General features: G+C 44.8%; 19 protein-coding genes and 5 tRNA genes. 4 read left to right on the top strand and 20 right to left on the bottom strand.

The genetic code is table 11. The features are described from left to right. Window positions 1-205 precede the first annotated feature (205 nt). Both ACXADP_RS08220 and rpmG read right to left on the bottom strand, forming a co-directional pair. A complete protein-coding gene (locus ACXADP_RS08220; RefSeq protein WP_474968994.1) occupies window positions 206-775 on the bottom strand; it encodes a 5-formyltetrahydrofolate cyclo-ligase in 570 nt (189 codons plus the stop codon). Window positions 776-826: 51 nt separating this feature from the next. Further along, a complete protein-coding gene (gene rpmG / locus ACXADP_RS08215) occupies window positions 827-976 on the bottom strand; it encodes a 50S ribosomal protein L33 (protein WP_027955394.1) in 150 nt (49 codons plus the stop codon). Between the two features lie 175 nt (window positions 977-1151). On the opposite strand from rpmG, the gene ACXADP_RS08210 reads away from it, so the two are divergent. Both ACXADP_RS08210 and ACXADP_RS08205 read left to right on the top strand, forming a co-directional pair. Next, on the top strand, window positions 1152-1532 hold the full coding sequence (locus tag ACXADP_RS08210; protein WP_474971232.1) for a DUF6115 domain-containing protein: 381 nt from the start codon (window positions 1152-1154) through the stop codon (window positions 1530-1532). After that, entirely contained in the window at window positions 1529-1975 is a 447-nt protein-coding gene (locus tag ACXADP_RS08205; protein ID WP_474971231.1) for a hypothetical protein, read from the top strand. Before ACXADP_RS08210 ends, ACXADP_RS08205 begins: the two co-directional genes overlap by 4 nt. Before the next feature lie 117 nt (window positions 1976-2092). Here the strand turns inward: ACXADP_RS08205 and phoU are convergent, their stop codons facing one another. The 16 genes from phoU to ACXADP_RS08125 all read right to left on the bottom strand — a co-directional run bounded on the left by phoU (window position 2093) and on the right by ACXADP_RS08125 (window position 16145). After that, window positions 2093-2749, bottom strand: coding sequence for a phosphate signaling complex protein PhoU (gene phoU / locus ACXADP_RS08200; RefSeq protein ID WP_474968997.1), 657 nt, complete (start codon window positions 2747-2749; stop codon window positions 2093-2095). A gap of 18 nt (window positions 2750-2767) precedes the next feature. Continuing rightward, the gene (gene pstB / locus ACXADP_RS08195; protein WP_474968998.1) at window positions 2768-3610 is read right to left on the bottom strand and encodes a phosphate ABC transporter ATP-binding protein PstB; all 843 of its coding nucleotides are present in this window, start codon (window positions 3608-3610) and stop codon (window positions 2768-2770) included. A gap of 22 nt (window positions 3611-3632) precedes the next feature. Then, window positions 3633-4511, bottom strand: coding sequence for a phosphate ABC transporter permease PstA (gene pstA, locus ACXADP_RS08190; RefSeq protein ID WP_474968999.1), 879 nt, complete (start codon window positions 4509-4511; stop codon window positions 3633-3635). Beyond that, window positions 4511-5458 (bottom strand): phosphate ABC transporter permease subunit PstC, encoded by a 948-nt coding sequence (gene pstC, locus ACXADP_RS08185; protein ID WP_474969000.1) that lies wholly within the window; start codon window positions 5456-5458, stop codon window positions 4511-4513. The genes pstA and pstC overlap by 1 nt, the downstream gene beginning before the upstream one ends. A 76-nt stretch (window positions 5459-5534) precedes the next feature. Beyond that, window positions 5535-6533, bottom strand: a complete 999-nt coding sequence (locus ACXADP_RS08180; RefSeq protein ID WP_474969001.1) for a PstS family phosphate ABC transporter substrate-binding protein — start codon at window positions 6531-6533, stop codon at window positions 5535-5537. Between the two features lie 213 nt (window positions 6534-6746). Further along, entirely contained in the window at window positions 6747-8903 is a 2157-nt protein-coding gene (locus ACXADP_RS08175) for a peptidoglycan D,D-transpeptidase FtsI family protein (protein WP_474969002.1), read from the bottom strand. An 87-nt stretch (window positions 8904-8990) separates the two neighbouring features. After that, the gene (locus tag ACXADP_RS08170) at window positions 8991-10226 is read right to left on the bottom strand and encodes an MFS transporter (RefSeq protein WP_474969003.1); all 1236 of its coding nucleotides are present in this window, start codon (window positions 10224-10226) and stop codon (window positions 8991-8993) included. Window positions 10227-10333: 107 nt separating this feature from the next. Then, entirely contained in the window at window positions 10334-10948 is a 615-nt protein-coding gene (locus ACXADP_RS08165; RefSeq protein WP_027955386.1) for a superoxide dismutase, read from the bottom strand. A gap of 193 nt (window positions 10949-11141) precedes the next feature. Continuing rightward, window positions 11142-11217, bottom strand: a tRNA-Phe gene (locus ACXADP_RS08160). 46 nt (window positions 11218-11263) lie between these two features. Further along, window positions 11264-11356: transfer RNA gene (locus ACXADP_RS08155), tRNA-Ser, on the bottom strand. Window positions 11357-11366: 10 nt separating this feature from the next. Then, window positions 11367-11443: transfer RNA gene (locus tag ACXADP_RS08150), tRNA-Ile, on the bottom strand. Between the two features lie 3 nt (window positions 11444-11446). Further along, a tRNA-His gene (locus ACXADP_RS08145) sits at window positions 11447-11522 on the bottom strand. A 26-nt stretch (window positions 11523-11548) separates the two neighbouring features. After that, window positions 11549-11625: transfer RNA gene (locus ACXADP_RS08140), tRNA-Met, on the bottom strand. Between the two features lie 168 nt (window positions 11626-11793). Next, entirely contained in the window at window positions 11794-13431 is a 1638-nt protein-coding gene (locus tag ACXADP_RS08135; protein WP_474969004.1) for a Na/Pi cotransporter family protein, read from the bottom strand. Window positions 13432-13691: 260 nt separating this feature from the next. After that, window positions 13692-15428: a methyl-accepting chemotaxis protein gene (locus ACXADP_RS08130; RefSeq protein WP_474971230.1), complete on the bottom strand. Its 1737-nt coding sequence runs from the start codon at window positions 15426-15428 to the stop codon at window positions 13692-13694. Between the two features lie 90 nt (window positions 15429-15518). Then, entirely contained in the window at window positions 15519-16145 is a 627-nt protein-coding gene (locus ACXADP_RS08125; protein WP_027955383.1) for an NfeD family protein, read from the bottom strand. Between the two features lie 258 nt (window positions 16146-16403). On the opposite strand from ACXADP_RS08125, the gene ispG reads away from it, so the two are divergent. Next, complete coding sequence (gene ispG / locus ACXADP_RS08120; protein WP_474970417.1) at window positions 16404-17510, top strand: flavodoxin-dependent (E)-4-hydroxy-3-methylbut-2-enyl-diphosphate synthase; 1107 nt, start codon at window positions 16404-16406, stop codon at window positions 17508-17510. Window positions 17511-17547: 37 nt separating this feature from the next. On the opposite strand, the gene ACXADP_RS08115 is transcribed toward ispG, so the two are convergent. Both ACXADP_RS08115 and ACXADP_RS08110 read right to left on the bottom strand, forming a co-directional pair. Further along, entirely contained in the window at window positions 17548-18069 is a 522-nt protein-coding gene (locus tag ACXADP_RS08115; RefSeq protein ID WP_474969006.1) for a hypothetical protein, read from the bottom strand. 117 nt (window positions 18070-18186) lie between these two features. Beyond that, the gene (locus ACXADP_RS08110; protein WP_474969007.1) at window positions 18187-18915 is read right to left on the bottom strand and encodes a lytic transglycosylase domain-containing protein; all 729 of its coding nucleotides are present in this window, start codon (window positions 18913-18915) and stop codon (window positions 18187-18189) included. Window positions 18916-19096: 181 nt separating this feature from the next. Between ACXADP_RS08110 and ACXADP_RS08105 the strand changes: the two genes are divergently transcribed. Beyond that, complete coding sequence (locus ACXADP_RS08105) at window positions 19097-19381, top strand: DUF2624 family protein (protein WP_474971229.1); 285 nt, start codon at window positions 19097-19099, stop codon at window positions 19379-19381. The last annotated feature ends 11 nt before the right edge of the window (window positions 19382-19392 follow it).

Raw genomic sequence — 19392 nt, 5'->3', positions numbered from 1 at the left:
TCCGGCGCAGGGCAGGAAATCTCGTGACTACATCCAGGGCTTGGTAACGATACTTGTATAACGCTGTAATCAAAGACCCGATAATGAAGATCCACCGAAAGAATAGACGCATGTAAGACACCTCATTTGTGATTGGATACGCCTAGTTTCTGTTCAGCTCTCTTCCCTTATACAAGCTTCTTTTGATTTTTAAACCAGTATTGTATTACAGAGTATAGGTGGAATGAATCCCTTTTTCTGTGAGAACATATTCCACCCGCTGATCATAGTCCTCAAACGGAAGGGTATCCTCGCGCTGTTTTTCTGAAGCCATCATCATCGTCTTCCCTCTAAAGCCTTCAATATAACGGTCATAGTATCCCCCACCATAACCAATTCTGTACCCTTTGGAATCGAACAGCAGTCCGGGAACGAGCAGCAGATCAATGGCATTCTTTTCAACGAACCAATCTTTATCCCGCACCGGCTCCCTTAATCCAAAATAAACGCGCTCCAACTGATTGTAGCTGTCCAGCTGATAAAATTCCAGCTGCTTTTCCTTAGGCAGACACCGGGGCGCCGCAATGGTCTTCCCTGCTTTCCAGCCTTCTTCTATGATCGGCTCTGTAGACCATTCATGGTCCTGCGAAAGAGTGACTCCTATAATCTTGGCCTTTTTCCATTCTTCACTGGAGAATAAGCTCTGATACATGGATGATTCAATGGACTGTTTCTCTCTTAATGATATGTTATGAAGGATGCTTTTTCCTTTAAAGCGGTACGCTGTTTTATCCATCCCGTCACCTCCGATATGTATAAAAAAAACAGTAGGAATAAATCCTACTGCTTACTTCGTTTCGCGGTGAAGTGTGTGCTTACCAACGCGCGGGCTGTATTTCATAAGCTCGATGCGCTCAGGGTTTTTACGTTTGTTTTTAGTACTAATATAGTTGCGGTCACCTGTTTCAGTGCAGGCAAGTGTAATGTTTACACGCATGTTCATTCCTCCTAGTATCTAATCACTGACTTAATCACATTATCAGACTTACTCATAATAACAAAAACCTGCCTGTCTTTCAAGTGAATATTCCAGTAAAAACGGCTGAATATCCCATAGCCAGGCCGTGATTTGTATGATATAAATAAACAGGGATTCGTTTAGGAGTGATATTATGTTTTATGCAGTTGCAGCGCTGGCGGGCGCAGCTATTGTTTTTTTCATTCTTTCCTTCTTTGCTAAAGACCGCATCAAACAGTTGGAGAATCAAATGGAACAGATGAACTTGACAATGATGCAGAACGATTATCAAATGAAGAAAAAAATGAAAGTCCTTGAAGAGGAATTGCTTGCTGGAGATTTGACACAGGAAATTGTCGATCAGCACAATCAAAAACAAACAAGCAGGCCTTCCACACCACTGAATGCAGCAGATACGGTGCTTACCATGTATCAAAAGGGTTATAAAACCCATTACATAGCGAAGCAGACGAATTTGAGTGAAGATGAGGTTCTTGCTATGGTCCACCGACCGAAGCAGGGAGTTCAATCATGAAGCAGTGGATACAGGCCTTTTCCATAGGATTACTGACATCAACCGCTGTTCTAGGAATAACATACTGGAATACGGAATCCCCTGAAGCGGAAGTGATTACAGAATCTATGAGTGAACAAGATATGATGGACGATCTGGAGCAGTCTGGATACCGGGTACTCTCCAATGAGGAATGGGCAGCGGTAAAAGCTGAAAATCCGTCAACCCGAAAAGCAGAACCATCCAGTTCCGGGGAGACAACGTATACCATTGATATTGCCGAAGGTACGACAACTCCCGAAATCGGTGAAAAATTAGTGGATGCCGGCATCATTGAGGATGCGGATGATTTTACTGCATTTATGGAAGACGGCGGTTACAGCCGGTATATCCAAATCGGCCAGGCCACAGTCAAGTCAACCATGTCGTTCGAAGAAATGGCCGGGGCCATGACTTCAAAATAAACGTATGTAAAAAGACCGCAAGAGCGTGTAGAGTGCTCTTACGGTCTTTTTATTTTCTTCTTACAGGTGGTATGACAAAAAGCGTCTGAATATCCATATCCAGACGCTTTTTATTAATTAATTTAAATCATACGTTCTTCCTTTAACTTGATAGAAGATACTTTCACCGATGTTCGTGATGTGATCGGCATATCGTTCTATATATCGGGCTATATAAGCCATCTGCATGACATGCTGCACCTGTTCAGGATTGATGGCCGTGAATTCAAGCATCTGCTTCACTACATCCCCGCACTTCCGGTCAACGACATCATCCATTTCTGCAAGCTTATTCGCCAGGGAAATGTCTTCGTGTTCAAAGGCTTTCACAGCCAAATCCACCATATCCATCGCTAAAATGGCCATCTCCCGAAGCTCAGGGTCAATCTGAATCCCATGATTTTTTCCGAGGTGAATCGTCGCCTTGGCAATGTTTGTAGAGTGATCCGCCATCCGCTCCAAATCAGAAGAAATCTTAATGGCTGTTACAATTCTTCGTAAATCCCGGGCAACGGGCTGCTGCTTGGCAAGCATTAAAATGGCGTCCTCGTTGATTTTTTCTTCCTTTGCATCGATCACCGCATCATCTTCAATTAATTTTTCAGCTGCCTCCACATCTCCCTGATACAACAGATGGATGGCTGTATCAAGGGAGTACTTGACATCGATAGCTAAATCCTTAATTTGTTCTTTTATACTTTCAAGTTCTTCCTCAAAGTGAACACGAATGGACATAGAATACCCCTTCCCGAATTAGCCGAACCGTCCTGTAATATAATCCTCTGTACGCTTATCCTGAGGGTTTTGGAACAGGTTATCTGTATCGGCATATTCAATAAGCTCCCCATTTAGGAAGAAGGCCGTTTTATCAGAAATACGCGCTGCCTGCTGCATATTGTGTGTGACAATGACAATGCTGTACTTCTCCTTCAGTTCCTGAACCAATTCCTCTACTTTTGCTGTAGAAATAGGGTCTAAGGCTGAAGTCGGCTCATCCATAAGGATAACGTCAGGTTCTACAGCGAGGGCACGGGCAATACACACACGCTGCTGCTGACCGCCGGACAATCCATACGCGTTCTCATGAAGACGGTCTTTCAACTCATCCCAGATGGCTGCCCCTTTCAGACTCTTTTCAACAATCTGATCGAGAATTTCTTTCTTTTTCACACCATGAATACGTGGACCGTAAGCAACGTTATCATAGATGGACTTAGGGAATGGGTTCGGCTTTTGGAAAACCATCCCCACTTTTGTACGAAGGTATTCTTCCTTGAATTTACTGCTGAAGATATCCTGTTCGCGATATTTAATAGAACCAGACGTTTTAACAATCGGCACCATTTCAACCATACGGTTCAATGTCTTTAGGAACGTAGATTTACCACAGCCTGAAGGCCCGATAATAGCCGTTACCCGTTCCTGTGGAATACCCATGCTTACTTCATAAAGAGCCTGATCGGATCCGTACCATAGGTTCAAATCATTCACTTCGATGATGCTGTTGGTTTTCTCTTTTTTTACCTCTGATTTCACTTCAGGTTTTTTTGTTTGTTCGTTTCTCACGTTTGTTTTCTCTTCCATTACTTTACTCATAATGAAACCCTCCTCATCCTAATTAAAAGCGTCTCTGATATTTGTTCCGGATCAAGACAGCGATTGAGTTCATCAAAAGCAGGACAGCCAGTAGAATAATGATCCCCGCACCGGCTACATACTGCCACTCTTCCTGTGGTCTGCCCGTCCAGTTATAAATTTGAATCGGCATCACTGTATACTTCGCAAGCAGTGAATCCGGCAGTGTATAAATAGCTGTAGCTGCTCCGACAATAATCAACGGAGCTGTTTCCCCAATGGCCCGTGACAACGCAATGATGGCACCTGTCAATATTCCTGGTATTGCCGCTGGAAGTATCACGCGGGCAATCGTCTGCCACTTGGAGGCTCCCATTCCATAGGAAGCTTCCTTGATTTCAGACGGTACAGACCGGACAGCTTCCTGCGCTGCCACAACGATAACAGGAAGAATAAGAAGTGCCATGGTTAAACCACCCGCAAGAAGGGTGTACCCAAAGCTGAACATATAGACAAAGAAAGTTAATCCCAGAAGTCCAAACACAATCGACGGAACGCCGGCAAGGTTTTGGATATTCACACGAATAAAGTCTGTAAAGCGATTTTGGGGTGCGTATTCTTCAAGATAAATGGCTGTTGCTACACCAATAATGATGGCAAACACGGCAACGATGATCATTAAGAAAATCGACCCGATCAAGCCGGCATATATCCCTGCCTCTTCCGGGTACGGAGCAGGAAAGTTTAAAAGATAATCCAAGCTGAGGTATCCAACCCCTTGAGTCAACACACGGTAAAATAGTAAAACTAGAACGATCAGGCCGACAGCTGTAGCAAGTCCAAATAAAACCATGGAGATTTTATTTGCGGTTACTCTGCCTTCCATGCGCTTCTTCATATTTTGTTCATTCTGTCCAAGCATTAATATTCCTCCCTGAACTTACGCGAAATGTACTGGGCAATCAGGTTCATGACCAAGGTGAATACAAACAAGGTCATACCTACTGCATAAAGGCTGTAATAAATCGTGGATCCGAATGTCGTATCCCCTGTTGCAGCCTGTACAATAAAGGCAGTCATCGTCTGGATGGACTCTGTCGGGTTGAAAGTAAGATTCGGTGTAGCGCCGGCCGCAATCGTTACAATCATCGTTTCCCCAATTGCACGGGAAATAGCAAGTACAATAGAGGCAACGATTCCGGAAAGAGCGGCTGGCAGAACAACCTTTACTACAACTTCCAATTTCGTAGCTCCCAGACCATACGCACCTTCACGTAGAGCATTCGGTACAGAGTTCATGGCATCTTCAGAAAGGGATGCAACCATAGGAATAATCATAATTCCTACGACAACCCCTGCGCTTAAGGCGTTGAAAATTCCAAGATCAGGAATAATAGATTGAAACATTGGAGTGATGAACGTCAAAGCAAAATATCCGTAGACGACTGTAGGAATACCAGCCAGTACTTCCAGGATAGGCTTGATGACCCTTCTAACTTTATCATTCGCATACTCACTCAAGAAAATGGCTGCCATTAGTCCAAGTGGAACTGCAACAAGTGTTGCAATCAGCGTAACAAGCAGTGTACCACCGATTAACGGAGCAACCCCATATTCGCCGGACCACGGAGACCAGTTTGATCCTGTATAGAAATTAACAATTGAAACATCGGAGAAAAATCCGATCGATTCTCTTAATAAAGTAAATAAAATACCCAGTGTCGTGAGAACACTTACTGCTGCACAAAGTAACAGGAAAAACGGGATGATTTTCTCTATTCTTTCACCGACCGTTTTCTTTTTCTTATTGTTCTCAATCATCTGCTGGACGTCAATCATATTCCCCTCTGATTGCAAACCTTTGTCCATCATTAAACTCCTCTCATCCATAAGGCAGGGTGAGACTGGAATCAGCCTCACCCTCCTTGTTAGGTTTTAAAGTAACTTACTCTGCCCAGCCTTGAACTGTATCAAGCTGTTCTTGATATTTCTCGTCTGGAAGAGCTACATAACCAACTTCTTCAGCTGCTTTACCAGCATTGTTCAACGTGTACTCTACAAAGTCACGAACCTGCGCTTTTTCTTTATAAGCATTCACGTTTACATATGTGAATAGCGGGCGGGAAAGTGGCGTGTATGAACCATCCTGGATCGTTTCCGGATTCGGTTCAACAGCTTCGCCTTCACCTTCAGAAATGGCAAGAGCTTTCAGGCTGTCCTGGTTTTCAGCGTAGTAGGCATATCCAAAGAATCCGATCGCGTTTGGATTGTCTTTAATTCCACGTACAAGAACGTTGTCATCCTCAGAAAGAGTTGTGTTTTCGCCTTCTTTCATCGGCTCTTCTTCAAGAACAACTTCGTTGAAGTAGTCGAATGTACCGGAATCATGACCAGGGCTGAAGATTTTAATTTGTTCCTCAGGCCAGTCAGGGTTAATGTCAGACCACATTTGAGCGTCAGAAGAGTCGAGGAAAATCTGCTTAAGCTGATCGATTGTAAGCTCTTCAGCGAAATCATTTTCAGCACTCACTACTACAGAAAGACCATCGTAAGCCAGCTCTAGAGGCTCAAGAGTAATATCATTTTCTTCAGCGATTGATTTTTCTTCTTCCTTGATCTCACGGGAAGCGTTACTTAGATCAATTTCACCAACTGTAGATTTTTTGAATCCACCGCCGGAACCAGAAGAGTTCAATGTTGCGTCAACTTCCGGTTGTTCCTGCTGATAGGAATAAGTTAAGTTTTCCATGATCGGGAACACAGTAGAAGAACCATCAATGTCGATTGGGCCGGATACTTCTTCGGAGCTTTCTTCTCCAGAACCTTCACCGCTTGTGCTGTCCTGTTCTTCTGTGTTGCCTTCCTCGGAACCACCACATGCTGCAAGCACTCCTACTACAAGGATGAATGCAAGCATTAATGCTAAACTCTTGAAGTTTTTCATTTCTTTCTCCCCCTATTATTTATAAATATTTAATGCTGCCGGCCGCTTGGCCAACTCACATTTTATATACTAACGACGGAGTTTTAATAACATATGAATGAAACGTAAAGGTTTTGTAAATTGAGGTTTTTTAGCGAAAAAGATTGGGAAATGACTTATTTTTACGCTATATTTCTCCGTCTTCGTATAAAAAAAGGAGTGATACGTTGTGTATCACTCCTCAGTTTCTGCATCTTCTCCGTTGTTATTCTCTTGTTCATCCGGTCCTTCGTCAGCGGTACCATTTTCCCGTGCTTCTTTCAGCTCGAAGTACGCCTCACCAATCCGGGCACCAATGTTATTGCTGATGTTGAACGTACTTGTTGCCCCTTCTCCCAGGTAAGGAGAAATGATGGAAAAGGCAATTTCCGGATTATCCGATGGAGCATAGCCGACCAAAGTTTTGTTCAGAAGCTCATCGTAGGTGGTTCTCTCTCCATCTTCACTGAAAACTGTTTTAGACGCCTGTGCCGTACCTGTCTTCACAGCCATATCATACTGGGCATAGGGCTGCTTCGAGAATATGGAACTCGCCGTTCCTTCGCTCGTCTGGGCCACCTGCCTGAAGCCTTCCTGTACACGCTCAATATAGGACGAATCCATATCAAGCTGGTTCAGCACCTCCGGCGTATAATCTTTATAAACCGGACCGAGTCCCTCGCTGCTGGATGGTTCGTGGACACTGTTGACGAGACTCGGACGTATACGGTCGCCGCCATTTGCAATTGTCGAGACGTATTGATTCAACTGCATCGCTGTATACGTATTGAACTGCCCGATGGAAAAGTCAAGGATTTCCCCAGGGTTTTGAAGTGTACCATTGACTCCAGTTGCCTCATACGGAAAGTCAATTCCAGTGGTGACGCCCAGCCCGAACTGGTTGAAATTGTAAACGAACTTGTCTAACGTTTCATCTTCCAGTTTCAAAGCATTCATATTATATTGATTGCTTGTTTCTCCACCAAGATACATAGCCAGGAAAAACATGTAGACGTTGGAGGATTGCTGCAGGGCAGCTATATCGTTAACAGATCCGATCCCCGACGTGTATGATGCTTTTTGGCTGCCGGCTATTGTAATAGGTTTGTCATTGATCCATGTATTCGGTGTAACGACACCTTCATGAAGACCTGTCAGAACTGTTGCCCCCTTAACCGTTGACCCCGGCATATAGGCATTGTATAACGCCTGATGGGAAGTGTCTGTGAAGCGGTCCTCTCCTTCTTCCGGACTGCGGTTGTAGGTCTGTCCGCTGATCGCCAGAATTTCTCCTGTCTGCGGATTGGAAACGACAGCAATGGCATTCTCCAGATGACGGTTTAGAGAAGGCGCATTGACGATGGCTGATTGAAGCTCTTCCTGGACGATTTTATTCACTTCTTCCTGAAGCTCCATATCAATGGTCAATTGCAGGTCTTTTCCTGCCTGTCCTTCACGGATGACTTTGGAATTGATGACGGTGTTGTTGCTGTCCGTTTCATACTGGACCTTTTCCTTCGTCCCCCGGAGAACATCCTCATATTCCTGTTCAAGTCCGCTTGTACCAACACGGTCATTGCGGCTGTAATCCAGAGACATGTAATAATCAAGATCATCCTTAGGGAGACCCTGCTCACTTGATGTGATACTTCCGAGGTAACTGCGAAACGTGGACTCATACGGATAAGTACGTTCCCAGTCTGAAGTTACATTCACGCCTGGAAGCTTCGCCAGGTTTTCTGCCACCGCGGAATATTCCGCTTCTGTAATGTCTGAATTCTTAATTACATGCGGCGCCAGGGAATACGCCTGATCAAGCTCCTTTTTCACAGCGATGACTTCTTTCGTCTGATTATCGTAGCCGGAGATCTCTTCTTCTGTAATGCTGTCCAACTGCAGCTGATATACATCGCCGTTATCCATATCTTCTGTCACTTGATCCTCTACACGATCTCGGACCTCCTGCTCATTCTGCAGGTAGAAATATTCCTTCAGGTCACGATCTGTCAGACTTTCATAGTCCATGTCAATATAAGAGGACAATGTCTGAGCAAGTTCCAGCTTATCTCCGCCCTGCACCCCTTTGGGTGGTGTATACGTAATCGAGTATAACGGTTCATTATCAACAATCACCTGACCATTACGATCATACATTTCACCCCGCGGCACAGAAATGGTCGTTGTTGTATTTTCAGTGCGGTCAATTTCATCCTGTGCTTCTTCGCCATTCAATATTTGAACAACTCCAAGCTGCAGAATGATTCCGGCAAATAAGACGAACACAATAAAAAACACCACGTTCAACCGAAAGGGAAGGTGTGTATTATCTTTATGTCGTTTGTTTTTCCCCATGAACTCCTCTCCTTCTTTCAAAATCCTTCTGCTATTATACCATTTCTTCAGGTCCTGAGAATAGAAGAAGCTCATGGGTGTTTGGTTTCAATTATGTGTCACTCGGGGAGGTTTCGAATCAATACCTCGAATGAAAAAGTAAATCAGGAAGTGTCCTCCGCCGACAAGAAGCAGAATGTAAGGAATCCCCGTTTCCGGAGGAATAAATGTAATGGCCCCTAAAAAAACGAGGATGGATAGAACTCTCCCCATATTCAAAAAAATTTCCCGAACTACGATATATTCGATCCGCATCTCAGCCGCATTCCACGATCTCCCGATGACATCATAGGTGAGAGACACGTAGGGCACGTACAACAAAGGAAAAAAGACTCCGGCAACAGCGGCGTACAATAAAAGCAGCGGCATCGTGCTGCTGAATAGAAGGATGATGACACTGACATATAAGCAGAGGCCTGAAATAAAGATCGATGTTTTCCTCCGCTTCGGTTTCACCCATCTGCTCACAAGAAAATAAAACATAAATGAAAAACCGGAGTAAACCAAATTAAAAACTCCGAGAGACAGTTCATTTTTTGTCAGCAGGAAAATCCAAATGGATACAGCAAACAAAAAAGTCCCCTCTCTGAATCCCTGGGCTACATGAGCATTTAAAATACGTTTCCAGTCCACATTATGCTTCCGCTCGGTTACAATCCGCCGGAAAGAAAAATTCCCCCGTGCTCTTCTTCTTGATAATCCAAAACTCACCAGCACGGCTACAATAAATAAGGCAAACGAAGCACTGAAAATCACTGTATACCCGGTAAAGTTATTGAGGCGTGAAATAATAAAGCCGGCCAAAAGGGGTCCTGTCATACCGCCAAGCGACTGCAGGACACCGAGAAAGCCGTTAAAAAAATCTCGTGTATCCGGCTCTGTAATTTCAAAAGTCAGAACGTTATAAGCAAGCCAGTAAAAACCGTAACCGATTCCGAGCAGGGCACCGAGCATCAAGTTGAAGGAAGCCGCCCGTTCCCCCACCACCAGAACAGTCAGGAAAAATAACGAAAGGACTGTTACTCCTGTTCGCAGCACAATGACACGGTCCATCTTTTTCGCCCACCGTCCCGCAACGATAAAGGTAAGCGGCTGAAAAATGTATATGCTGAGGTTATAAAGAGCGATATCCGTGTAGCTGTTGGACTGCTTCCATAAGTATATGTTCACAAAGGTACTGGATAAGAATATTCCGAGGGAGTACAAGCCTCCAATGAGAAGTAACAATAATAAATCTCTAGAAACGTTTTCGCGGCTCAGCCATGTGCGCAGCTTACTCATCATATGCATGTCTCCTTTATGTTCTCCTTTAGTGTTTTCAGAACATATGGAGATATACAAAAAGAGAGGGACGGAAATATCCGTCCCTCTCTCACCTATTCTTCATACGATTATTTAGCTGCATCGAAGCGCTTCGCTACTTCATCCCAGTTTACAACATTCCAGAATGCAGAAACATAATCCGGACGGCGGTTCTGGTAGTTCAAGTAGTACGCATGCTCCCATACGTCCAGGCCAAGGATAGGTGTTTTACCTTCCATGATCGGAGAATCCTGGTTTAGTGTATCAATCACTTCCAGGCTGCCATTATTGACTACAAGCCATGCCCAGCCTGAACCGAAACGGCCGGTTGCTGTCGTTTCGAATTTTTCTTTGAATTGATCAAAGCTTCCGAATGTGTCGTTGATCTGAGTAGCTAGATCACCCGCCGGCTCACCGCCGCCGTTTGGAGACATGATCGTCCAGAAAAGACTGTGGTTGGCATGACCACCGCCATTACGGCGCACAGCAGTGCGGATATCTTCCGGTACAGCTGAAAGGTTGTTGGAAAGAAGCTCTTCCAATGATTTGTCCTGAAGATCAGCATGTCCTTCAAGAGCGTTGTTCAGCTTGGTAACATATCCGTTGTGGTGCTTCGTATGGTGAATGTTCATTGTTTCCTTATCGATCGTTGGTTCCAATGCATCGTATGCGTAAGGTAGTTCTGGTAGTTCAAATTTAGCCATAATGTAACTCCTCCTTTAAAATAGTATGTAAAATAAGAAGCCTCTGCCTCTCGTTTTACATTATCAAACAGACCTGCCTGTTGCAACTGATTTGCAAGGCAGTGAAATGGAATATCTTCCGGTATTATAAATTCCCTTATGTATCGGTCTTAAACATAAAAAAAACAAGCATACCGCTTGTTCATTCAATCAATGGTGGCTCGGGACGGAATCGAACCGCCGACACACGGATTTTCAGTCCGTTGCTCTACCGACTGAGCTACCGAGCCATAAAACTATGCTGTTTTAGATATCCCTTTATAAAAAAAGAAAAGATGGCGGAGGAGGAGGGATTCGAACCCCCGCGGGGCGTAAACCCCCTGGCGGTTTTCAAGACCGCTCCCTTCAGCCAAACTTGGGTACTCCTCCGGAATCTATATGGTGGACCCTGCAGGACTCGAACCTGCGACCGATCGGTTATGAGCCGATAGCTCTAACCAGCTGAGCTAAGGGTCCACATGGGGCGGCTGATGGGAATCGAACCCACGAATGCCGGAACCACAATCCGGTGCGTTAACCACTTCGCCACAACCGCCATGTTTATAGATAAGATCATATGTATGGTGGCGGTGGAGGGAATCGAACCCACGACCTCACGGGTATGAACCGTACGCTCTAGCCAGCTGAGCTACACCGCCATATTCGCTCTGTAAGCGACTTAATTAATATACCATTTATGTATCACTGTGTCAACATATTTTCCCGTTCCGTTTTCAGCGACAAAAATAATATACCATGCAATGAACGACTCGGCAAGGATTTTTATAAAAAAAGGTGAAAGCTTTGGTAAGCTTTCACCTCGTTCATTACAGACTATCTTTTTCTCCCAGTACTTCTTCTGCGATATTCACAGCGTGATCTCCGATCCGTTCGAGATTACTGATCATATCTACAAAGACGATACCGGCCTGTCCTGTACATACTCCTTCATTCAGACGGATGATGTGTTTCTTGCGATAGCTTCGTTCCATCCGGTCCAGTTCATTTTCCTTCTGGACAACAGCGAGTGCTTCCTCACGGCTCATGTTTTCAAGGGATTTTGTTGCCTGCTTCACTGTCATCAATGTCAGATCGAACATTGTATTTAAGTCGTCGACAGCTTGAGCAGTAAGATTTACTTTGTTGGAATTCTTATAATCGATGAGCTCGATGATATTCTCAAAGTGATCCCCGATCCGTTCCAGATCACGGACAGAATCCATAAGAGCTGAGTGTTTCCGGCTTTCTTCGTCCGTAAGCGATGCTTGAGAAAGATCAACCAGGTAATCGGTGATTTTCCGATCGAGGTTGTTCAATGCATCTTCAATCTGCATCGCAATTTCTGAATGCTTCTGCTGTTTATTGTTTAAATACAGACTCGTTTCTTCCAATCCTTTATAGGCATATTCGCCCATGCGGATCACTTCTTCCTTCGCCTGATCAAGCGCAAGAGAAGGAGACTGCTCGATAAAGATTGGGTCCAGATGCTGAGGCTTGAATTCAATCAGGGAATCATTCCCTGGTACGAGTTTAACAACGATCCACGCCAGAACAGCGATGAACGGGAACTGGACCACCGTGTTGGCAATGTTAAACGACCCATGCGCGAAAGCGATGGTCATCTCCGGTCCAAGGTCCATATAGTTCTGGAGCCACTCGACGTATAAGGTAAAAGGCTTCAATAGAATGAGGAAAACGGTAGCACCGAGCACGTTGAAAATCACGTGTACAAAAGCCGCACGCTTCGCCCCTACACTTGCTCCAACCGCTGCAATGACAGCTGTGATGGTTGTTCCAATGTTATCTCCGAAAAGTACCGGCAGAGATGCCTGTATATCTACAAGGCCTTCTCCAAACAGTCCTTGCAGAATACCGATCGTGGCACTGGAACTCTGTACGATTACTGTGAACAGTGTACCGATCACGACACCAAGTACCGGGTTCTCACTCATACTGAGTGTCAGTTCCCTGAATGCTTCAAGGGAACGCAGCGGCTTCATTCCTCCGCTCATTAATTCAAGACCAAAGAATAAAGCACCGAGTCCAAAAACGGTCTGGCCGATATTGGATACTTTCTTATTCTTAAAGAAGAAAATTAACAGGGCACCTAGAGCCAGGATCGGCAGTCCATACTCTTTAATATCAATACCAATAATGAATGCAGTAAATGTCGTCCCAATATTGGCACCCATTATAACACCGATAGCTTGTCTAAAGGTCATAAATCCAGCGTTAACCAATCCGACAGTCAAAACGGTTGTTGTAGAACTACTTTGAACGAGAATCGTCACTACGGCACCGGCAATGACACCCATTAACGGATTGCTGGTAAAACGGTCTAAAAGTTCCCTCAAACGGTCTCCGGCTACTTTTTGGAGGCCGTCCCCCATAAATTTAATTCCAAACAGGAAAATACCTAGCCCGCCGATGAATTCGAATATCATCTGCTGCACATCGATTTCCATGTTTTCCACCCTTTCCTCATCCAAAATTTCTGTATGTCTCTCTTTAAAACACCTCATCCATTATTAACGAACTATGATTCTTTTGTAAAGATGTAATAGAAAACTTAACATTAAATTTACATTGCCGTTTTTTCTCACACAAACTAACCTGGGATGGTGATTTCCTTAGCTCTCATGCATCTCTGTCTGTTCCATAACAAAAAGACCCCCTTTTACAAGGAAGCCTTCTTTATGTACAGGTATTTTCAAACGCTCGATGTTTAAGAAGCATGAGGCTCAGAAACATTCTCCCCACCTTCATAAACCAACTGTTTAGTTGTAATCATGTCGGACAGTTCCTGGGTCAGTACGACCAATTCTCTTATGAATTCCTCCGTCATTCTCACATTTTCCTCCTGCCAGTCTGATGCCTGGGTTAAATGGTCAATGGACAAGGACTGGTCCCTTGTCAGGCGGTCCATCCCTTTTATGACCTTCTGCATCCGGGGCATCACTTCTTCTCCATCCACCAAATGAAGGTATGCGGATTCTAATTGTACGTTGAACGTTTCCATTCCAGAGGAAAGATCTCGAAAAGCTGCTTTTGAAATATCCATTTGCTTCTGCTGATCATTCATTTCAACAGAAAGACGTTGAAACTGTCTGGAAAAGTCAGATCCAAGCTCGATCAGATCCGCCATTCGCTGATCGATGTTCAAGGCCGTGTTCCGGGAAAGATCGGCCAGCTTACCCACTTCCCTGGCTACAACAGCAAATCCCCGGCCATGATCTCCGGCTCTCGCTGCCTCAATGGAAGCATTTAAAGCAAGCATCCTCGTCTGTTCAGCCAGCTCCTGGATTTTAGCTCCTGAATCCTGTACCGAATGCATATAGCTCTGAAAGGATTCTACTCTTGATGACATTTCTGTCAGTTCTCTTCTTATACTAATATAGGAACTTTCCACGCGATCCACCCCATCATTACCGGAAGCAGCCGACTGGTTCATTTGTCCCTGTCTCTCCATCATGTGATCCATGGCTGATTTCAAGTGGGAGAAAACTTGAGAAAGTTCACGAAAGACTTCCTGCTGATCCTCCATAAATCCTTCTGTTTCAGCAGCAGTTCTATCTACTTTAAGAAGCTCTTCCTTTAACGCCCGCTGGGATTGATCAAGAACCCGCGCTGATTCATCCATGCGGCTTCCCCCTTGATCAAGGTTTTGGACGGCTGCTTTTACCGTAGACAGAATATCCACAATAGTGGTAATGGACTTTTCATAACTCCTTTTTAATGACCGGACCTCCGGCAGGCTCGTTTTTACAGCCGATGCCTCCCCGATCACACCGCTGCCAATCTTCCCCATCATTTCCTCCAGCTGTTTGAGGGGGCGGACAGTCTTTCGAATGATATAGGAAACCATGACTCCAGCTACAACCGCTGTCCCAGCTCCAATCAAAAACGTATACCAGGCCATTTGATCGACTTCTTTCATAATATCCTCTTCCGCCACACCAAGAACATAGATCCCCTGCAGCTCCTGGACAGGAGCAAACGAATACACAAACGATTCTCCATTTGTCGTCCACTGTTCTGTGCCATTTTCCTTACTTAAAACCTCCTCTACTTCCTCTTCGGTAAAAGAAAGAACAGGAGTCAAGTCTGGATAGGAATACACAGCTTGTTCAGTGAACAGGTATGCATCCGCTGTCAGACCATCCTGCTGCATCTGAGCTTTCTGTGCATCTGCATAGCCTTGAAAACGCTGATCGAATTCCTTCTGATCCCCTACGAAGGCATACATCAATTGCTGCGCTACATCCTGAACCACGAGCAGCTCTCGTTCCAACCGGTCCTGCACAAGAGCCAGCTGGTTTTCCTCTGCTTTCGTATAGGAAAAAAAACCTGTTGCAAATACAGAGAGAAGGACAAGTAAAATAATCAGGAGCGTCAGTCTTACCTGAAGAGGCCATCCGCCCCGTGTAAATTTTAATAAGCCGGTCTTTCTTTTAACGTTCATTAGAAAACACTCCATTGTCATTTGAATAATCATCCAAATAAATTATGACAATGAAGTGTTAATAAACGATGAAGAATATGTGAACAATTGTTAATTCTGAACCTTTTTGACCATGATTTTAGTCCCGTCGACAGAAGCGACCGTTACCGGCTCTCCTTTGTAAATCCACTGGCCGTTCGAGACAGCGCTGTAATCCTCTCCATCTACCTCTATCGTACCGGAAGGACGCATATCTGTCTGCGCAGACCCCGTTTTCCCTAAAAGCTTCTGATAGGATTCATTCATGGAATTATAGCCCATCTCCGAGGTCATCTGATCATTCAACGCCATTTTGTTCCACATGTTTCTGCGCTTAAAAACCTTGAGGAAAATGAGGGCAGAAAAGCCTCCGGCAATAACACCAATGACACTGTATAATCCCGCCGTCCAGTTAGGCGCACTGAAACCAACAGCTGTAATCATCGCTGCTGCACCTATAGTGGCAAGTGTTCCATCATTAATCAGCTTTCCATCAATAATCATAAGTGTAAGACCTAGAAAGTACACAAACATCATAATAATGAACATATCGACAGCCAGGTAACTGGAAAAAAACACGGTAATAAATCCAAGCCCCAGCACAGCGAAAACCCCACGCATGTTAACAAGCAGCTCACCAATCAGGAACATTGTTCCTAAAAATGTAATCAGGAGTGCTATCCAGTCTGTTTGAAGCATAACCGCTCACCCTCTCTTCTATTACTATACATACGAACAACTGTGGTGCTATGTTTCAAATGATAACAATTTTCTTCCGTTTCCTCTCGTGATATACTTTTCACGTCGAGGAAATCCAATCTGTTTACACAAACTTTACGTGAAATCCAGGGCTTTTAAGAGTCCTTACTTCTCATTTCCGGCCATTAGCCTTATAATGAAGATTGGAAAAACATCCTGCAACCCTTTTTTTAATTTAAAGGAGCGATATTCATGCCAATTACGCACAGAAAAGATACACGTCCCGTGAAGGTCGGGGACCTTACTATAGGTGGTTCTGATGAAGTTGTCATTCAGTCCATGACCACGACGAAGACCCATGATGTGGAGGCTACTGTAGCTGAGATCAAGCGTCTGGAGGAAGCCGGATGCCAGGTCGTCCGTGTGGCCTGCCCTGACGATCGTGCTGCTGACGCCATCCCTGAAATCAAAAAACGCATCAATATCCCGCTTGTTGTTGATATTCACTTCGATTATAAGAAAGCATTGAAAGCGATCGAAGGCGGGGCGGATAAAATCCGGATCAACCCGGGGAACATTGGGAAGCGCGAAAAAGTTGAAGCTGTCGTAAAAGCAGCAAAAGCAAAAGGCATCCCTATCCGTATTGGAGTCAACGCCGGTTCCCTTGAGCGTCACATCCTTGAAAAATACGGTTATCCAACGGCTGATGGAATGGTTGAGAGTGCCCTTCACCACATTAAAATTCTTGAAGATCTCGACTTCCACGACATCATCGTTTCCTTGAAAGCTTCTGATGTCAAACTGGCGATTGAAGCCTATGAAAAAGCAGCGGCCGCTTTCAATTACCCGATTCACCTTGGTATTACAGAATCCGGGACGCTTTTCGCAGGTACAGTAAAAAGTGCGGCCGGTCTTGGTGCCATTCTGAGTAAAGGAATCGGAAGCACCGTCCGAATCAGTTTAAGTGCTGATCCTGTAGAGGAAGTAAAAGTAGCGAAGGAACTTCTGAAGACTTTCGGACTTGCGTCCAACGCTGCTACGCTGATTTCCTGCCCGACATGCGGTCGTATTGAAATCGACTTGATTTCCATCGCCAACGAGGTCGAGGAATACATCCAGAGCATCAAGGCTCCTATTAAAGTAGCTGTTCTTGGGTGCGCAGTCAATGGACCAGGCGAGGCCCGTGAAGCTGATATCGGTATCGCCGGTGCCCGCGGGGAAGGCCTTCTCTTCCGTCACGGAGAAATCATCCGGAAAGTGCCTGAGGACATCATGGTCGAAGAGCTTAAAAAAGAAGTAGATAAACTTGCTGAAGAGCATTATGAGAAAGAGCGCCAGAAAAAGCTTGAACAGCAGCAATCCTAAGATAAAAAGGGTGGACCATAATGGTCCACCCTTTTTTTTACAGGAAATTGATAAACGGAGCGAAGAAAAGAGAAAAGGCGATGGAAACGACACTGATAATGATCGCCGTGTTTCCAAGAGTATCGGCTCCCCTTCTCTTCCCGACAATCCCAAGAATAATCCCGGCGGCACCGAGAATCAGTGGAGCAAAAAAGAAGGAAAGAATAGCGGCCGATAATCCTAGCCAGCCCATTCCTACTTTCACATCATCCTCCATCGTCGTTTCCTGCTCACCATTATTCATTGGTTCATCAATGGGACCGACAGCAGCCTCCTGAGCAAATTCCTCTTCATAACTGTCGCCATAAACAGGCTGATAAGGACCGCGGCCATGGTCATCCACGGATTCCACCTTGTCATACCCGGATTCTTTTCTTAAATCGCTGTCCTGGATTTCATCAAACGCTTCATCCAGCACCTGCTCCGTTGTCGGCTCATCTTCATGAACCTGTTCCCGTGCGTCCCCGTGATGGGGAGCATTTTCTGTTTGATTCTCAACAGTTTCTTTTGGATCGTACATGCGAATTCCCTCACTTTCTGTATGGAGAATCACCTATATTATGTGACGTTTCTCTTGTATTTAACGAAGGGATTTGATGGCAGAAAAAAAACCGGATGAGTTCATCCGGTTTTACCATTATTCAGCTGAAGCCAGTGTCGTATGAGCTTCAGCGTTTTCCTGAATCTCTACGGCATACCAGCTCTCCGCATGTCCATGTTCACTTTTATACTGTTCAAGACCGGACATTCCCCTGTGATAAGCGGTTAATGCCTCGTCCCAGTTTTGATAACGGCTGTTTAAATAATCCAGATAAACCAGAGATAACTGCATGGAATAGTAAGGATCAAACAGCAGCTCCTCTTCATAGGGAAGACCAGCCATATCCGCAATCCACGGCGCTGTATTCTTCATGAACTGGGACATGCCGTAGGCGCGTCCATACTTTGTTTCAGGTCCTACAAGCTCAGGGTCAAATGTCCCACCCGTTTCCACCTTCAACAACTCATAAACGAGGTATGGATCCAAATCATAGCGTTTGGACTCCTTCACTAAATACATGGCCCAGGCCTTCTTGAAGGCTCCCTCACTTTCCTGTACCAGAATATCAGCCTGGTCTTCGATCCCCGGCCATGTCAGATATCCATTTTTTTGTTTATTCTCTGAAGACTGCTCCTTCAAATAGTCGTTGACAGAAGACAGCTTTTCCTTATCTCCCTCAAGCTTTTCCTTGTTCTGCTCCAACGTTTTATTTTCATCTGCCAATGCCTGCTGTTCGTTTTGATGCCATTGATGATAAGTTATAAAGACAAGACTCATTAACAGCATAGCAAAGACCGTTCGAATGATTGGTTTTTGATCCCTCATTCTGTTCACTCCTTCCCGTGACTCTTCCTTTACCATAAGAGCCCATGAAACCCATTGCGCCATCTTAACCGAATGGGTGTTTGATTTCAATTTATCTACTCACACGTGAATGATTTGTAAAACACACATCATTCCCACAATTCATAAGGTGTATGAAACAGTGGAAAAAGGTGATGACATGATGAAGAAGATGGCCCAACAGTTCATTACCCAGAAATTGAAGCAGTTAACCGTCAAAGAACTGCTTCAATACAGCACAAAGTATCGGATACCGATTACCGAGGGAGAGGCACAGGCTATTGTTCAAGCGTTGAAAAAAAATAAGGAAAACCCTTTTGAAAAGAATGGCCGGAAGAAAATGTTGAAGAAACTGGCCGGGCTGACCTCCGCAGACACAGCCCGCTCTGTAAATAAACTGCTTCATAAACTGGCAGAGGAGTACGGGGTCGAGGACTGGCTGAAATAAAAAAAGGCGGA

Source organism: Halobacillus sp. AWH4_228, assembly GCF_056158365.1.
This window is presented reverse-complemented; position numbering and strand designations above follow the sequence as displayed.

Coding starts and splice junctions, on each gene's coding strand:
- ACXADP_RS08220 (WP_474968994.1), bottom strand. CDS start 775: ATGGATAAAACAGCGTACCGCTTTAAAGGAAAAAGCATCCTTCATAAC.
- rpmG (WP_027955394.1), bottom strand. CDS start 976: ATGCGTGTAAACATTACACTTGCCTGCACTGAAACAGGTGACCGCAAC.
- ACXADP_RS08210 (WP_474971232.1), top strand. CDS start 1,152: ATGTTTTATGCAGTTGCAGCGCTGGCGGGCGCAGCTATTGTTTTTTTC.
- ACXADP_RS08205 (WP_474971231.1), top strand. CDS start 1,529: ATGAAGCAGTGGATACAGGCCTTTTCCATAGGATTACTGACATCAACC.
- phoU (WP_474968997.1), bottom strand. CDS start 2,749: ATGTCCATTCGTGTTCACTTTGAGGAAGAACTTGAAAGTATAAAAGAA.
- pstB (WP_474968998.1), bottom strand. CDS start 3,610: ATGAGTAAAGTAATGGAAGAGAAAACAAACGTGAGAAACGAACAAACA.
- pstA (WP_474968999.1), bottom strand. CDS start 4,511: ATGCTTGGACAGAATGAACAAAATATGAAGAAGCGCATGGAAGGCAGA.
- pstC (WP_474969000.1), bottom strand. CDS start 5,458: ATGGACAAAGGTTTGCAATCAGAGGGGAATATGATTGACGTCCAGCAG.
- ACXADP_RS08180 (WP_474969001.1), bottom strand. CDS start 6,533: ATGAAAAACTTCAAGAGTTTAGCATTAATGCTTGCATTCATCCTTGTA.
- ACXADP_RS08175 (WP_474969002.1), bottom strand. CDS start 8,903: ATGGGGAAAAACAAACGACATAAAGATAATACACACCTTCCCTTTCGG.
- ACXADP_RS08170 (WP_474969003.1), bottom strand. CDS start 10,226: ATGATGAGTAAGCTGCGCACATGGCTGAGCCGCGAAAACGTTTCTAGA.
- ACXADP_RS08165 (WP_027955386.1), bottom strand. CDS start 10,948: ATGGCTAAATTTGAACTACCAGAACTACCTTACGCATACGATGCATTG.
- ACXADP_RS08135 (WP_474969004.1), bottom strand. CDS start 13,431: ATGGAAATCGATGTGCAGCAGATGATATTCGAATTCATCGGCGGGCTA.
- ACXADP_RS08130 (WP_474971230.1), bottom strand. CDS start 15,428: ATGAACGTTAAAAGAAAGACCGGCTTATTAAAATTTACACGGGGCGGA.
- ACXADP_RS08125 (WP_027955383.1), bottom strand. CDS start 16,145: ATGCTTCAAACAGACTGGATAGCACTCCTGATTACATTTTTAGGAACA.
- ACXADP_RS08115 (WP_474969006.1), bottom strand. CDS start 18,069: ATGTACGATCCAAAAGAAACTGTTGAGAATCAAACAGAAAATGCTCCC.
- ACXADP_RS08110 (WP_474969007.1), bottom strand. CDS start 18,915: ATGAGGGATCAAAAACCAATCATTCGAACGGTCTTTGCTATGCTGTTA.
- ACXADP_RS08105 (WP_474971229.1), top strand. CDS start 19,097: ATGAAGAAGATGGCCCAACAGTTCATTACCCAGAAATTGAAGCAGTTA.